Annotated in this window: 16 protein-coding genes; all 16 read right to left on the minus strand. The window is 47.1% G+C overall.

Features of this window, described 5'->3' with window-relative positions; all coding sequences use genetic code 11:
- Positions 1-6: 6 nt before the first annotated feature.
- A complete protein-coding gene (locus tag AC0YN4_RS06310) occupies positions 7-915 on the minus strand; it encodes a MotE family protein (RefSeq protein WP_475835413.1) in 909 nt (302 codons plus the stop codon).
- A gap of 52 nt (positions 916-967) precedes the next feature.
- Positions 968-1414 carry a flagellar export protein FliJ gene (gene fliJ / locus AC0YN4_RS06315; RefSeq protein ID WP_475779532.1) on the minus strand — a complete coding sequence of 149 codons (447 nt, stop codon included), beginning with the start codon at positions 1412-1414 and terminating at the stop codon, positions 968-970.
- Between the two features lie 9 nt (positions 1415-1423).
- Positions 1424-2758, minus strand: a complete 1335-nt coding sequence (fliI, locus tag AC0YN4_RS06320; protein WP_475835414.1) for a flagellar protein export ATPase FliI — start codon at positions 2756-2758, stop codon at positions 1424-1426.
- The gene (locus AC0YN4_RS06325) at positions 2748-3575 is read right to left on the minus strand and encodes a FliH/SctL family protein (protein WP_475835415.1); all 828 of its coding nucleotides are present in this window, start codon (positions 3573-3575) and stop codon (positions 2748-2750) included. The genes fliI and AC0YN4_RS06325 overlap by 11 nt, the downstream gene beginning before the upstream one ends.
- A complete protein-coding gene (fliG, locus tag AC0YN4_RS06330; protein WP_475835416.1) occupies positions 3568-4578 on the minus strand; it encodes a flagellar motor switch protein FliG in 1011 nt (336 codons plus the stop codon). Before fliG ends, AC0YN4_RS06325 begins: the two co-directional genes overlap by 8 nt.
- Positions 4579-4589: 11 nt before the next feature.
- Positions 4590-6155 carry a flagellar basal-body MS-ring/collar protein FliF gene (gene fliF, locus AC0YN4_RS06335; protein ID WP_475779528.1) on the minus strand — a complete coding sequence of 522 codons (1566 nt, stop codon included), beginning with the start codon at positions 6153-6155 and terminating at the stop codon, positions 4590-4592.
- A 44-nt stretch (positions 6156-6199) separates the two neighbouring features.
- Positions 6200-6508, minus strand: coding sequence for a flagellar hook-basal body complex protein FliE (fliE, locus tag AC0YN4_RS06340; protein ID WP_475780092.1), 309 nt, complete (start codon positions 6506-6508; stop codon positions 6200-6202).
- 49 nt (positions 6509-6557) lie between these two features.
- Complete coding sequence (gene flgC / locus AC0YN4_RS06345) at positions 6558-7007, minus strand: flagellar basal body rod protein FlgC (protein WP_475779527.1); 450 nt, start codon at positions 7005-7007, stop codon at positions 6558-6560.
- A gap of 2 nt (positions 7008-7009) precedes the next feature.
- A complete protein-coding gene (gene flgB, locus AC0YN4_RS06350; RefSeq protein WP_475779526.1) occupies positions 7010-7420 on the minus strand; it encodes a flagellar basal body rod protein FlgB in 411 nt (136 codons plus the stop codon).
- Positions 7421-7670: 250 nt separating this feature from the next.
- Positions 7671-8441, minus strand: a complete 771-nt coding sequence (gene codY / locus AC0YN4_RS06355; protein WP_475779525.1) for a GTP-sensing pleiotropic transcriptional regulator CodY — start codon at positions 8439-8441, stop codon at positions 7671-7673.
- Positions 8442-8474: 33 nt separating this feature from the next.
- The gene (gene hslU / locus AC0YN4_RS06360) at positions 8475-9881 is read right to left on the minus strand and encodes an ATP-dependent protease ATPase subunit HslU (RefSeq protein ID WP_475779524.1); all 1407 of its coding nucleotides are present in this window, start codon (positions 9879-9881) and stop codon (positions 8475-8477) included.
- 39 nt (positions 9882-9920) lie between these two features.
- Positions 9921-10466, minus strand: a complete 546-nt coding sequence (gene hslV / locus AC0YN4_RS06365; RefSeq protein ID WP_090976555.1) for an ATP-dependent protease subunit HslV — start codon at positions 10464-10466, stop codon at positions 9921-9923.
- 227 nt (positions 10467-10693) lie between these two features.
- A complete protein-coding gene (gene trmFO / locus AC0YN4_RS06370) occupies positions 10694-12058 on the minus strand; it encodes an FADH(2)-oxidizing methylenetetrahydrofolate--tRNA-(uracil(54)-C(5))-methyltransferase TrmFO (protein ID WP_475779523.1) in 1365 nt (454 codons plus the stop codon).
- Between the two features lie 22 nt (positions 12059-12080).
- Positions 12081-14183, minus strand: coding sequence for a type I DNA topoisomerase (gene topA, locus AC0YN4_RS06375; protein WP_475779522.1), 2103 nt, complete (start codon positions 14181-14183; stop codon positions 12081-12083).
- A gap of 26 nt (positions 14184-14209) precedes the next feature.
- Positions 14210-15325 carry a DNA-processing protein DprA gene (gene dprA / locus AC0YN4_RS06380; RefSeq protein ID WP_475779521.1) on the minus strand — a complete coding sequence of 372 codons (1116 nt, stop codon included), beginning with the start codon at positions 15323-15325 and terminating at the stop codon, positions 14210-14212.
- Between the two features lie 179 nt (positions 15326-15504).
- Positions 15505-16434, minus strand: a complete 930-nt coding sequence (gene sucD / locus AC0YN4_RS06385) for a succinate--CoA ligase subunit alpha (protein WP_090976560.1) — start codon at positions 16432-16434, stop codon at positions 15505-15507.
- Positions 16435-16477 lie beyond the last annotated feature (43 nt).

The following is a 16477-nucleotide window of genomic DNA, read 5'->3' on the forward strand; positions in this document are numbered from 1 at the left end:
AAACTGTTATTTGCCTAACATGAGTTTGGAAACTAATTGTGCCGTAATATCTTTGTTTAACCCTGACATTTCCGCGATAATTTTGGAGCGTGATGCATCGTCAACAGCGTTTAGAATACGAAGTACTTTACTCGGACTCACATCCGCCATCTTAAGCAGCAACTCTCCGGCACTTGCAGGATCCATTGTCGAGAAAGTGGTGTTGAGCTGTGCTTTGCTAAGAACGATCTCTGGTTGAGCCACAGCCGAATCTTGTTTCTTAATTCTGGCTTGCAGCGCAGCGATTTGACGATCCTTCGCAGTCTTCACATCTTTCAACTTCACGGTGGCTTCTGCAGCTTTCTTCGGATTCATCTTCTCAAGTACCCGAACTCGATCATCCGGTTTCATTGCATCCAGTACGAGCACCGCTTCATCCATCTCCATGCTTTCTAGGATCGGTGCCGCTTTGCTAGGCGTAATCTTGCCGTACATGGCTGCAAGCTCATTGATTTTGTTCTGGTACTCTGCATCCTCAAGCGCCTTCTGCGTTCCATCTTGCTTGAGCTGCTCTACTTGAGCTTGAAGATCTTTAAGCTGCAGCGACAATCTCGTTTTCTCATCTGCAGCCTTACTGAGTTCGGATTCTTTAACAGTGAGCTGCGCCCGCAGCTCGCTGATCTTAGCTGTCGTATTTTCCGTTTTGATTTTGCCTTCATCAACAGCAGCTGCATTCTCATCCGTCGCAGGCTCCGGCAGTACTTTGTTTAAGAACGGAACGGTATTTCCGATTTCAAGTGCCTTATTCCGCAAGTCGAAATTAAACAAAGTGACCAGTACGCCAAGTAGAATGAGTGTAAACAAGATCGGCGTAACGAAAAACATAAACCGCTCAAACCCGCTGTACCCTTGCTTTTCCATATCCAAATCCGCCAAAATAAGTCCCTCCCTCGGGTATTGGCTCCCGATTCGCAAAACATCTCAACTGTTAGTGCGCTGCATACATGAACCGCACAGATGCCATTTCATCAAGCTCATTCTGCTCGATAAGCAACATGTCTGCTTGGAAACGCTGGCGCGCGTTATCCTTCGATTTCTGCCATACCTTCTCGTCTTTCATTCGCTCAGACAATTCATTCCGCTTCACTTCGACGGCAGCTTCAGCTTTCTTGATATCCATCATTTTCTGCCTGATGCAAATATCCAGATAATCAATGTACTCTTGTATAACCATAAGCTCCGAGAGCGTCACCGCTTGATTCGATGAAAGCTGTAAACGGTCGCTCCACTCGGAACGGTCCTGATGAAGCTTTGAGAGTGATTGTTCCTCCGTCTGAAGCTCACCGACGACAACGGACAATTGCCATTCTGCTTGTGATTTCTCGCTTGTTTTTAAGTCAACGATTTTTTGATAGGCGTAACGAAATCGTGCCATCTAGCTGGTTCATCTCCCGTGTGAGGCATGAAATTCGTGAATGAGCCTCTTTTTTGATTCCTCATAGCCAACCTTTTCGTGCGTTTTCTGACGAGTAAAGGACCAGATATTATCGATAGAATCAATTGCTTGATCAATTTTTTCGTTAGACCCGCGTTGGTACGCCCCAATATTGATCAGATCTTCCGAATCTTTATAAATAGAGAGCAAACGTTTCAGTTCATTCGCTGCATCTTGCTGCTCTTCAGGCACAATTTCCTTCATAACCCGGCTAATCGATTGAAGTACATCAATTGCCGGAAAATGACCTTTATGTGCTAAAGCACGGCTAAGTACGATATGTCCGTCTAGTATTCCGCGAACCGCGTCGGCAATAGGTTCATTCATATCATCACCATCTACTAGGACGGTGTAGAATGCCGTAATCGAACCACGTTCACCCGTTCCTGCACGTTCTAGCAGCTTAGGCAGATTCGCAAATACAGAAGGTGTATAACCTCTTGTTGCAGGAGGTTCGCCGATGGCTAGTCCCACTTCACGAAGTGCCATTGCATAACGTGTTACGGAATCCATCATCAGCATGACATTCAGTCCTCGATCACGGAAATATTCCGCGATGGTCGTGGCGATAAGCGCACCTTTAATCCGAATTAATGCCGGTTGATCAGAGGTTGCAACAATTACCACCGAGCGAGCCAGTCCTTCGGGTCCAAGATCCTTCTCCATGAACTCAAGCACCTCACGTCCACGTTCACCGATCAATGCGATAACGTTGACATCAGCCGAGGTGTTTCTTGCGACCATGCCGAGAAGTGTACTCTTCCCTACACCGGAGCCTGCAAAAATACCAACCCGCTGTCCTTGCCCTACTGTTAACAAGCCATCAATCGCACGAACACCAATGCTGAGAGGATCTTTAACTCTCGGCCTTGAAAGTGGATTGCTCGGCAGATTATGAGTAGAATGATGCGGCAAACGGCTCGAGATATAAGATCCGTCTAACGGTTGACCGAGACCATCTAACACTTTACCTAGCAGATCAGAACCAACCTGTACAGTTAAAGGCTTGCCGGTACCTACTACATCGCAGCCCGGACCAATGGATTGGAGCTCTCCTAACGGCATTAGAATGACCTTGTTATTGCGGAAACCGACGACCTCAGCTTTCAGCGGCTTCGTAGACTTGGCCGGATAGATCAAGCAAACATCGCCGATACTGGCGTCTGGTCCCTCGGATTCTACGGTTAAACCGATAACCTGTGTGACCTTGCCATTGACGCGAATGGGATCAATTGGACGTAAGTGTTCAATGTAGCGATCTACATCCAACCTATTAGTTGTCATCAGCTGCTCCTCGTTCATCCGCTTGGTGTGCTAATTGGATGAGTTCACGTTTTATTTCAGTCAACTGCGTATCAATTCGTGCATCGATGCTGCCAAATGATGAGCGGATGACACAGCCGAATTCCTTTACCGAAACATCCGGTACAATTTGCAATTCAGCTTGGGAATCAATGACGAGCGACAATTCTTCACGCGCCGCCTGTACGAACGTAAGTTGCAAAGGAGAAACACATAATGTGATAACACCTTGCTCCCGGCGCCGTTCCAACGACTTCCGTATAATGTCCAGTGACCAATTCGGATCAACCGTTAATTGCTTATGAATGATCTTCTCAGCAATTGCCGTACTGAGTGCAACAACGAAGGGTTCCGCTTCTTGGATGATTTGTTCCTTAGTTTCATAGGCAGAATCGAGAATCGATCTGGCTTCCGTCAGCATCACTTCCCAGTGCGCCTGTACTTCCGCTTCGGCTTGCGCCTTGCCTTCTTCGTAGCCCTGCCGGAAACCTTCTTGATGGATTTGCTCCATTAGCTGTTCGTCCTGCAGACGACGTTCTAACCACCATTGGTCAATTTGAGCATTTGCCTCTGCGTGCATCGTCTCAATCTGATCGCCAGTTTCTTGAATGCGCTGCTTGGCGAATTCTTCAGCATCATCGAGGATTTGATCTCGCATGGTAAGCGTTTCTGCACTTGGTCCTACAGGCTCGCTTTGCTCTTCGTCAGGCGCAGGCGTTTGAACATACTTGTTATACCATTCAAGACGCTTTAAATCTTCTACTGAAATGACATGCGAAGATTTGTACAACTTAGACAATGATATCATCCCCTCCACCGCGGGCGATGATGATTTCACCGGACTCTTCGAGTCTACGGATCGTTGCTACGATGCGTGTTTGAGCTTCCTCAACGTCACGCAGCCGGACAGGTCCCATGTATTCCATTTCTTCTTTGAATGTCTCCGCCATTCGCTTGGACATGTTGCGGAAGATCGCTTCGCGAACTTCTTCACTTGCAACTTTAAGCGCAAGCTGCAGATCGGCATTCTCGATGTCGCGGATAATACGTTGGATCGAGCGATTGTCGATATTGACGATATCTTCGAACACGAACATTCTTTTCTTGATTTCTTCGGCAAGTTCCGGATCTTGAATTTCAAGCGCATCCAGGATCGTACGTTCCGTACCGCGGTCGACACCATTTAATATTTGAACAATTGATTCAATACCGCCCGCACTTGTGTAATCTTGAGTAACGGTAGCAGATAGCTTCTGTTCGAGAATACGTTCCACTTGCGAAATAACTTCCGGTGAAGTGCTGTCCATGAGCGCTACGCGACGAGCAACCTCAGCTTGCTTCTCTTGAGGCAAGGAAGAAAGAATCTGAGAAGCCTGTTCTGCTTGCAAGTAAGAAAGCACCAATGCGATCGTTTGCGAATTCTCGTTCTGAATGAAGTTGAGAATTTGGCTCGCTTCCGCCTTGCGGGCAAAGTCGAAAGGCCGAACTTGCAATGTCGCAGTTAAGCGGTTGATAACTTCCATGGCCTTGCTTTCGCCGAGCGCTTTCTCAAGAATTTCACGAGCGTAGGTAATGCCGCCTTGCGAAATATATTCTTGCGCAACACAGATTTGATGAAAATCATTTAGAATCGTTTCTTTGTCCAGCGTATCTACTTTGCGAACATTAGCGATTTCCAGCGTCAGCTGTTCAATTTCTTCTTCTCTCAAATGCTTGAAGATTTGAGCGGAAACTTCAGGCCCGAGCGAGATTAACAATATTGCCGCTTTCTGTCGACCACTGAATCCATGCATCCTTGCCATCTTGGCCACCTCTATTCATCAACAAGCCAAGTCCGGAGCAAATTAACAAATTCCTCTGGTTTGCGCTTGGCAAGTGTTTCAAGCTGCTTGCGTACTTGACTCTCGTTTTGGACAGTTTCCAAATCGATTGTCGGATATTCGACTTTCGCTTGATTTGCTGCGAGCTCTTCCGCTTGAGCTGCTTGTTTGCGTCGTCTTACAACGACATAACCAAGTGCACCAATGATAGCAAGAGCAGCAAGTCCGATTGCGGTTAACCAGCCTGTCGATAATATTGCAGAAGTTGAAGTACTGCCATTGTCGACAAAAGTTTGTGCCATGATCGAAACTTTTTTGGCAAGTAACGCGTCATCATTAACATCTTGACCAGATTCTATCAATTGCGAGCGAACGAGAGATATCAAGAAATTATTAATATCATTTTTGGATTCGTCATTAAGTTTACTCTTCTCTACGCCGATACTAATAGAAAGGTCCTTAATGGCATATGGTCCTGATTCAATTTGATTATGAATCTTATCATACTCGTAATTAGTTATCCGATTGTTTTCTTCAGAGGTGCTGCCAGCACTTTGGTCTGCCGTATACCCGGGAACATCCGTTTCGCCGGTCCCTGCAACCCCGCCCGCACCGCCTGCGCCGGTCGCAGTTTTATTGTTTTGAGTTTCACTGACAACAATGCCATTATTATTGTTGTTATCCAGCGGCCTTACGAGATTCTGATCAGAAACTTTCTTCTCAAAGTTCAGCGAGCTGGAAACATTGACAACCAAATCTTCCATGCCAACCATCGGTGCAAGGAACGTTTGGATTTTTTGTTTTAGATCATTCTCATATTTTCGTTGCAGTTGATAGTGGGTCTCAATTAAATCTCCGCCAGTGGCTGCACCGCCGATCTCATCCGAGGCAAGCAATTCGCCTTCAGGGCTAGAAATCGTTATGTTCTCGATTTTGATATTAGGAATCGAGCTTTTAACCAGATTATAGTAGCCGTCAACTTCTTTCTGACTCGGTCGATAGCCCGGACGGAAAGACATCGTAATTGCAGCAGAAGACTGTTCTTTCTCTTCTTCTGTCATAAACGGAGATTCATTCGGTATCGTTACGAGAACATTCGATTTCTGAACGCCTTGCATGCCGTTAAGCAGTTGCTGAATTTCTCCATTCAAAGCGTTTCTTAATTTAACGTCGAATTCACGATCCGTAGATCCGAACATAGAACTGGTATCATTGAAAATATCGAGTCCGATTGAACCGTTACGAACAATCCCCTGCGAGCCTGCTTCGATCTTGACCTTTGCGGCATCCGCAGTCGGAACCAGTATGCTCTGTCCGCCGTTTTCAAGTTTGTAAGGAATTTTGCTTGTGTCCAAGTATTCCATAACTGCTGCAGCATCCGTACTATCCAAATCGCGAAAAGCAACTTCATAACTCACTCTCGAGAAAATCATGGTTAGTAATACAATTGTTAGAATAAGTACGCCTACCGAGGCTCCCAGCCAAATCTTCTGTCTCTTCTCCATTGCGTTCCAATATTGAGCAACTTTAGCTCGATACTGGGCAAATTTCTCGTTCACAATTTCACCTCACTGTTATGCTCTAAATGCCACTCTTGCTGCTATTAGATTTGCATCCGCATTATCTCTTGATAAGCTTCGATCACTTTGTTGCGGACTTGTGAGGTGAGCTGCAAGCCGAGCTCCGCCTGTTGCGAGGCGACCATAACTTGCGATATATCCACATTCCCTATTAAGTATTGGTCAGTCATTGTATGTACGTTCTTCTCTTGGGCACTGACACCATCCAATGCGTTCTTCAGGAAATCACTGAATGATTTCGTCATGTCTGAAGCGGAAGCAGCCGCTGGAGCATTCACATCCGTCTTCTCAATACCTGAATCAAAAAGCTTAACATTTTGCGATTGCAGCATATTCAATGACAATGGGTTAATCAATGGTATCCCTCCGCTTTATCTCTGTTTATTTACCGATTTCAAGCGCTTTGATAAACATCCCTTTGGTTGCGTTCAATGCCGTAACATTAGCTTCGTAAGATCTAGAAGCAGAGATCATGTCTACCATCTCTTTCAGCACGTCGACGTTAGGCATTTTTACATAACCGTTCTCGTCAGCATCAGGATGGCTCGGATTATAAACCAGCTTGGATGGCGTCTGATCTTCAATAATGCGTGATGCCTTAACGCCCGGAGAAGAAGCTTTGCCGTTCAACTGTCCGTTTAGTACATCGGCGAATGATTTGGAGTTCGGTTCCAGGACGACCAACTTACGTTTGTAAGGTTCATAACGACCGTTCACAAAATTCGCTCTCGTCGTTTCTGCATTCGCGATATTCGAGGAAATGACGTCCATTCGGAGCCGCTGAGCAGTCAAAGCTGATGCACTCGCATCAAATCCGTTAGTTAATCTCATACTCAAGCTCTCCCTTCAATGCCTAATCTCATCATTTTCACTTCGTGATTTATCTGTTGAACATAATAATTATAGTTCAATTGATTTTTCGCAAGAAGCGACATTTCTCGATCAATATCGACATTGTTTATGTCGTTGTTCATCACGCTTGTTTCGTCCGTAATGATTCGAGCCCCTGGAACAGAGGATGAAGCACCGATGGGAATATGGCGACCATTCGTTCTTTTACCAATAATCTGGAAGTTATTGCCGCCCATGCTTTGCTCCAGCATTTGTTCGAAAACAACCTCAGAGCGCTTGAATTTCGGCGTATCTACATTCGCTATATTGTTGGAGATGATGCGTTGGCGCATTTCTGCAGCATTCATAGCACCCTGTAATCTACTAAATTCAGGGCCATTCAACAGGTTCACTGAAAAACCCCACTTTCCATTCTGTGTAATATATTTAATTCAACAGAATCCCTCTCATTCCTCCTTCTTTCGACAAAGAATTATTAAAAATATGAGAGAGTTGTGTCGAAGTTTTCCGTCAAGTTAATCTTCCTCACTTTCCTAATTTATTACAATAAGAAAAAAGCCCTATCTTTGTCGAAGATAGGACCTTGAAATGGGATTATTGTACTGGTTTATGAATGATTTTGTAATGTAACTGTCTAATATTTTAATTTTTGTTCTTTTTTAGCTCTTGGAGAAGCTGGGTATTTAGTATACGAATGTAAGTTCCTTTCATCCCCAATGAACGTGTTTCAATCACGCCTGCACTCTCCAATTTCCGAAGTGCGTTAACGATTACGGATCTGGTGATTCCAACCCGATCTGCGATTTTGGATGCGACAAGAAGCCCTTCTTTGCCATCCAATTCTTCGAAAATATGCTCAACGGCCTCAAGTTCACTAAACGAGAGAGAACCCACCGCCACCGCAACAACTGTGCGGCTTCTTGCCTCTTGTTCAATTTCCTCCGCTCGCTCACGCAAAATCTCCATGCCAACGATCGTGCTTCCATATTCTGCTAAAATCAATTCATCATCACCGAAAGGCTCTGCGTTGCGAAGCAGTATCAACGTCCCGATACGCTCGCGGCCGCCAACTATCGGCACTACTGTCATCTTACGCTGACCCGCCATCATAGGGAATGACTCGCTGATTCCTACATCAGGGGAAACATTATTGACAGTTTCTTGCATATTCATAAACCGTTCATTGCTTTCAATAGAAAACCGCAAATCTGCGACAGGCAGCGCCCTCAGCTGTTCATGCTGGAATGGACCTACTGCCGCGCAGCCCAATACTTTACCTTTGCGGCTTACGACGAACACGTCGGATTGAATCGTTGTGCAGAGCACCTCTGCCATTTCACGAAAATTGAGCGCTCCGCCTGCCGCACGCTGCAGCAGACGGTTAAGCGTTCTTGTTTTTGCCAATAAAATCATTAACTTTTGCCCCCTACTTTCCTTACCGGTCCTTTACAGTATATATTGACTTAAATCGCGGTTTTTCGCAATGCTGCCTAATTTCTCACGGACATACTCCGGAGTGATAATCAGCTCTTCGAGAGAAAGCTCAGGCGCTTCAAAGGATAAATCTTCAAGCAGCTTCTCCAAAATCGTATGAAGACGACGCGCGCCAATATTTTCTGTATTTTTATTTACTTCTGCTGCGATAGATGCAAGCTCACGAATGGCTTCTTCGGAGAAGGTAATTGTAATCCCTTCCGTTTCGAGAAGTGCCGTGTACTGTTTGGTTAACGCATTCTTAGGCTCGGTTAAAATCTTAACAAAATCTTCCAAAGTTAAATTCGTCAATTCCACACGAATCGGGAATCGTCCCTGAAGCTCCGGAATCAAATCCGATGGTTTGGCCATGTGGAAAGCACCTGCAGCTATAAACAGGACGTAGTCTGTTTTCACTGGGCCATACTTCGTCATCACTGTCGAACCTTCAACGATTGGCAATATATCTCGCTGCACGCCTTCACGGGAAACATCTGGCCCAGAACCTCTTGAAGAGCTTGCGATTTTGTCAATTTCGTCTATGAAAATGATACCGGTCTGCTCTGCCCTGCTGACTGATTCGGTGATAACATCATCCATGTCGATTAGTTTGTTGGCCTCTTCCTGCGTAAGTGCCTTACGGGCTTCCTTAACCGGCAGCTTCCGTTTCTTCGATTTCTTCGGCATCAATTGCCCGAACAGCTCCTGCATGTTAGCGCCCATTCCCATGCCTTCATTGCCTTGCCCTGCAAGCATATCCAGCATATTAGGCGAGTTATCCTCTACCTCAATTTCAATCATCTCATTCTCAAGCTTCCCGGTAGCGAGTTGTTCCTTCACTTGCTTGCGGCGTTCGATAACAGAAGCAGACTCTTCAGGCTCAACCTCCGGCTCCTTCGTGCCTTGCGTGCTGCCAAAGAGCATTTCCAGCGGATTCTTCTGGCTTTTGGGTTTAGCTGCAGAAGGAACCAGCAACGTTACGATGCGCTCATTCGCTTGTTTCTCCGCTTTATCCTTCACCTTCTCGGTTCTTTCTTGCTTAACCATCCGAATCGAAGTTTCCACGAGATCGCGAACCATGGACTCCACATCCCGGCCAACATAACCTACTTCAGTAAATTTGGTAGCTTCCACTTTAACGAACGGTGCATTAACCAGCTTCGCTAATCGTCTTGCTATCTCTGTTTTACCAACGCCTGTAGGTCCAATCATGAGAATATTCTTCGGAACAATTTCGTCTCTTATCGCTTCGTCAAGACGACTTCTCCGGTAACGATTGCGCAGGGCGACCGCTACTGAACGTTTGGCCGGCTTCTGACCAACGATATATTTATCGAGCTCCGTCACAATTTGCTTCGGTGTCATAGCTTCATTTGACATTTCCGATCCCTCCAAATGAGTCCGAATTAAATGCTTATATTAGCCTATTTCTTCCACAATTATATTCCGGTTTGTGAACACGCAAATATCTGCGGCAATCTCAAGCGCTGATTTAACCATGTCCTTGGCTTCGAGCTGAGGCGCATGTTGATAGAGCGCGCGTGCTGCCGCAAGCGCGAAACTGCCGCCTGAACCTATTGCCAAAATGCCATCATCCGGTTCTATAATCTCTCCGCCGCCTGATATAAGCAATAAACCGGTCGCATCCATAACAATCATCATGGCTTCGAGTTTGCGCAGCACCCGATCTGAGCGCCAATCCTTCGCAAGCTCAACAGCTGCCCGTTGCAGATTGCCGTGATGCTCTTCTAATTTACCTTCAAACTTCTCGAAGAGTGCAATCGCGTCGGCAACCGAACCGGCAAACCCAGCAATGACTTGCCCACGATATAATCGACGAACCTTCTTCGCATGGTGCTTCATGACCATACTATTGCCAAACGTCACTTGCCCGTCGCCTGCAATAGCACCTTTCCCATTATGCCGAACCGCACAAATCGTCGTCGCATGAAATTGCATTTCCATCATTAATAACCTCCTAAAAGTCTCGCATAGGCGAAACTGCTTCGTAAGGATTGGATTAAGTTTCGCGAAGAAAATAATCTTTCAGATAACGATAACAATACTACTTCGTTAGAATAGCTCGAGTTTTGCAAAAACTCTTAATAGACGGGAGCCTATAAATGCAAAAGGAAGCAGCGGCCGAGGAATCGATCGAAGCCGCTGCTCTTTTGCCTGTTCTGGTTGTATCGTTACTCTGTGACCGTTTCTGCCTCTACTTGTGCAGGTTCAGCCGGATAGCCAAGCTGCTCATGTTTAAAGCGAGCAAGCTGTTCTAAGGCGCGATTGGCAATCGCGTCGTTCTTATCTTTCTTGCTGCGCATCCGCTTCTCAAGCGGCGGGAACAAGCCAAAATTCGCATTCATCGGCTGGAAATGCTTGAAATCTGCCGTTGTAATGTATTGCGCCATACTGCCAAGCGTAGTATCAGCCGGGAAGACTAGCGGTTCTAAGCCTCGTGCCAATCTGCCAGCATTTAACCCTGCGATCAAACCTGAAGCAGCGGATTCAACATATCCTTCAACACCGGTCATTTGACCGGCAAAGAATAAATTATCGCGATTGTTTGTTTGGTAGGTAGAACGAAGCAGCCTCGGTGAATTGATAAATGTATTGCGATGCATGACGCCGAAACGAACAAACTCCGCATTTTCCAATCCCGGAATCAGAGCCAGAACCCGCTTCTGCTCACCCCACTTGAGATGAGTTTGGAAACCAACCAAATTGTACAGTGTACCTGCTGCGTTATCTTGACGAAGCTGAACGACTGCGTGAGGCAGTTTACCTGTGTGCGGGTTAATCAGACCAACAGGCTTCATTGGGCCGAACAACACCGTTTGCTTGCCGCGGCTAGCCATTACTTCAATGGGCATACAGCCTTCGAAATATTGCTCTTTCTCAAATTCCTTCACTTCAGCGGTCTCAGCCGTTGTAAGAGCTTCGTGGAACCGTTCAAACTCCTCTTCTGTCATGGGACAGTTGAGATATGCCGCTTCTCCCTTATCATATCGCGAAGCAAGGTAGACCTTCGACATATCGATGGAATCCTTCTCCACGATTGGAGCTGCCGCATCATAGAAATAGAAATATTCTTGACCTAACAGCTCTTGAATTTGGGCGGATAGACGCGGAGCCGTCAGAGGTCCGGTAGCAATTAAAACAATACCGTCCGTCGGGATTTCCGTCATCTCTTCCGTCCGCACATCAATCAGGGGATGCTCTTTCAATATTCTCGTCACATCGCCGGAGAAGCCGTCACGGTCAACGGCAAGCGCTCCGCCGGCAGGGACCGCATTACGATCCGCACAATCGAGGATCAGAGAGTTCATTCTGCGCATCTCTTCTTTTAGTACACCGACTGCGTTAAAAAGCCCGTTTGCACGTAAGCTGTTGCTGCATACCAGCTCGGCAAAGTTATTCGTATGGTGAGCCGGCGTCTTGGTCGCCGGTCTCATCTCGTAAAGCGTAACAGGCACTCCTTGCGAAGCGATTTGCCAAGCAGCCTCGCTGCCTGCAAGACCTGCGCCGATGACTGTTACACGTTGTAATTCTGACAATGAACTTACCATCCTTTCAATCTTAACCTTCAGCCGGTTCTTGCTCGTCAGGTACTTCTTCATTATATTCACACTGCGTGCAGGCTAGCTTCGCGCCGCTGCGATTCCGTTTCTCTACCATTAAGCTGTTGCATTGCGGACATGGCTTAGTAGTCGGTTTATCCCACGACACGTAGTCACAGCCAGGGTATTGATCACAGCCGTAGAAGTAACGTCCCTTCTTACTGCGGCGCTCAATAATTTTTCCTTCCGCACATTTCGGACAAGGAACACCGATGTCTTTGACAATCGGCTTCGTATTGCGGCAATCCGGGAATCCGGAGCAAGCCAGGAACTTGCCGAATCGGCCCATTTTGTAAACCAAATGACGGCCGCATTTCTCGCAAAGCTCATCGGATATTTCGTCCTGAAGCTCAACTTCCTTCATCTCGTCCTCAGCAACTTCAAGACGCTTCTCGAACGAGCTGTAGAAATTAGCGAGCACTTTCACCCAATCTTCTTTCCCGTCTTCCACATGGTCAAGATCATCCTCCATGTGCGCAGTAAACTCTGCATCCAGAATTTCGGGGAAAAACTCTTCCATCATTTGAATGACCAGCTCGCCTAGCTCCGTCGGAATGAATTTCTTCTCTTCGATGGCAACATAGCCCCGCTTCTGGATCGTTTCAAGCGTTGGCGCATACGTACTTGGACGCCCGATGCCCACTTCCTCCATCATCCGCACAAGACGTGCTTCTGAATATCTCGGCGGCGGCTGAGTGAAATGCTGCTTCTGCTCGACGGATTCCGTGCCGACGACATTTCCAGCCGACAGAGGCGGAAGGAATTTCTCCTCGTCCGTCGTGCCGTCATCGTTGCCTTCGACATAGATCTTCATAAAACCATGGAATTTCACTTTGGAACCCACGGCCCGGAACACTGCTCCATTACCGACATTAAAGTCGACTGTCATCGTATCCAGCACGGCTGAAGACATTTGACTGGCTACAAAACGCTCCCAAACAAGCTTATACAGCCTGAATTGATCGCGACTGCAGTATTCTTTCATCGTATCCGGATCACGCATTACGGAAGTTGGACGAATCGCTTCATGCGCATCTTGGGCATTGCTATTCTTCTTCACATAAACACGAGGCTGCTCAGGCGCGAATGCAGCTCCATATTTCTCTTCTATATAAGCTTTCGCTTCCTCTTGAGCGATCGTCGAAATTCGAGTGGAATCCGTTCTCATATAAGTGATGAGACCGACTGTCCCTTCTTTGCCGAGGTCAACCCCTTCATAAAGCTGTTGGGCGACTGACATCGTCTTGGATGCTCGGAAACCAAGCTTACGCGCCGCTTCCTGTTGAAGCGAGCTTGTAATAAACGGAGCCGCAGGGTTACGCTGGCGCTCTTTCTCTTTCACTTCACTGACCGTGAACGCGGAAGAGCCCATGGCCTGCAGCACCTCTTGAACATCCGCTTCGTTGCCAAGCTCTCGCTTGCCGCCATTAAGAGAATGATACTTCGCTTCGAAGGTGGTGGAGCCTTGTTTCAATTGAGCGGTAATCGACCAATACTCCTCAGGAACAAAGGCATCAATCTCATTCTCGCGATCAATAATGAGCTTCACGGCAACAGATTGCACCCGTCCCGCAGACAGCCCCTTCTTTACTTTCTTCCACAGCAGCGGGCTGATCTTATAGCCAACAAGACGGTCTAGTATCCGCCTTGCCTGCTGAGCGTTTACAAGATCCATATTAATCGGTCTTGGTGTTTTGAATGCATCCTTCACGGCCTGCTTCGTAATCTCATTAAATACGACTCGGCATGAGTCGCTTTCGTCTATCTCCAGATAGTGTGCCAAATGCCACGCAATCGCTTCACCCTCGCGATCCGGGTCAGCTGCGAGATAGACTTTTTTTACTTTTTTCGAGGCGTCTTTTAATTCTTTCAGGACGCTCCCTTTTCCGCGAATGGTTATATATTTGGGGTTAAAATCATTCTCGACCTCTACACCGATCTGGCTCTTCGGCAAATCTCGGATATGACCCATCGATGCTTTAACGATGAATTTGCTTCCTAGATATTTACCGATTGTTTTCGCCTTTGCCGGTGACTCGACGATGACAAGTGAATCTGCCATAGATGCGCCCTCCTCTCCAATGCATGCTACATTACACTATATATGGAACCTGGATGCTGTTCAATCTTCCGTTTTATAGATAAATTTATCAGAACTGAATGCAAAAGTCCAAAAGGAAAGGATGAGAGCTCATGCAGACGGTCGATAGATAGCGGACCATCCTGTAAGAATTGAAGTAAAACAGCTTCATTCTCATCCAAATTCACGGCTTGCATTTCAGACTTCAAACCTACTTGCGCTTTCAATATTTCCGGTTGCAGAAGCAGTCCCTCGTAGTCCTCCAGAATATCCTGGACTGATGTGATGAGCTTAGCCCCTTGACGAATCAACCCGTTTGTACCTGCGCTCTTCGGTGAAGAGATCGGACCCGGAACGGCAAATACGTCCCGCGACATGTCGAGTGCTTGGTCGGCTGTTATCAATGACCCGCTTCGTTCAGCAGCTTCTACGACAACAGTGCCTAATGATAATCCGGCTATGATGCGATTCCGCAGCGGAAACAAACCGGGATGAAAGGGAGTGCCCGGTGCGACTTCCGAAATGACGACGCCATTTCTCACAATTTGCTCGTAGAGTCCACGGTTCTCTGAGGGATATATACGATCCACCGGAGTGCCTAATACGGCAACCGTGCTTCCAAAGGCCTCCAGTGCGCCTTCATGGGCCAGTGCATCTATTCCCCTCGCCATTCCGCTAACGACTGTCATTCCTCGCTCAGAAAGCTTCCTAGCTAGGTCTGAAGCTGTTTTGCGGCCATATGCTGTCGGTCCTCTCGTTCCTACGATGGCAATTGCATGTCGGTTTAACAGCTCGACTCGCCCCATTGCGTATAAGATCCAAGGAGGTTGAGGGGTTTCACGCAGCAACTCAGGATAGCATTCATCAAATCGCGTTATCCATTGAATGCCGAGCTTCGACATCCGTTCCTGTCGTTCTTCCACCTTAACCGTAGAGAACGCATTTGAAATCGCTTTTGCCTGATCCGGTTTTAATCCGACTGATGAAACCCACGCTTCAGGCGAAAATCGTTCATATAACCGCCATTGACCGTATTCTACAGCCTTGCGTATCGAATGCCAGCCAATGCCGGGCGTTTCATGTAGAGTAAGCAGAAGTTCTCTCTCTTGATTGTATTCCTTCATTAATAATGCACCGTCCCTTCAAGGTGACGGCCGGCATTCTACCTTATTGTGACCGTGCGGCAAGGAGAATGCAAGCCAAGTGATCAGAATAATGAAAAAAAGCAACCCTCCGAAAGCCCATATAGGGCAAATCGAAAGGTTGCTTACCTTTAAATTGAAGCTATGGTGTTGCTAAGCTGTTAGTGCGTTTTGCATTTGTCCAGCATGCCGCGCTCTTCCAGAACACTTACAAGGGTAGAACCCATTTCGGAAGGCGTAGGCGCTACGCGAATGCCGCATTTCTCAAGCGTTGCGATTTTCTCAGCTGCCGTTCCTTTACCGCCGGAAATAATCGCACCTGCATGTCCCATCCGTTTGCCCGGAGGTGCAGTTGCGCCGCCGATGAAGCCGACAACCGGTTTCTTCATGTTTGCTTTAACCCACTCTGCCGCTTCTTCTTCAGCAGAGCCGCCGATTTCACCAATCATGATGACAGCGTAAGTATCCGGATCTTCATTGAACATGTTCAGGATATCAATGAATTCGGAGCCTTTAACAGGGTCGCCGCCGATACCTACTGCGGAGGATTGACCGATTCCGCGAGTAGTCAGCTGGTGCACTGCCTCGTAAGTGAGCGTTCCGCTGCGGGAAACGACGCCTACATGGCCTTTTGTATGAATGTAGCCCGGCATGATGCCGATCTTGCATTCACCCGGCGTAATAACACCTGGGCAGTTCGGTCCGATCAGGCGCGTTTTGCGGCCTTCCATGTACCGTGTTACTTTAATCATGTCGATAACCGGAATACCTTCTGTAATACAGATAACCAGGTCTAGCTCCGCATCAACAGCTTCCAAAATGGAATCTGCAGCAAATGCAGGCGGAACATAGATAACGGACGCAGTAGCGCCTGTTTTGGCAACTGCGTCTGCAACTGTATTAAATACAGGAAGCGAGACTACTGTTCCGTTTTCTAGTGTAATGTCAACATTGCTTCCGCCTTTGCCCGGCGTAACTCCGCCAACCATTTGGGTACCGTATTCCAGGGCGCCCTTCGCATGAAACAACCCTGTGGCACCAGTAATACCCTGGGTAATGACTTTTGTGTTTTTGCCTACCAAAATGCTCATCGAAACTCACATCCCCTAAATGAATTCGTATGCCGCGTAAAGT

The sequence above is a fragment of the Paenibacillus sp. J22R3 genome (assembly GCF_056269305.1).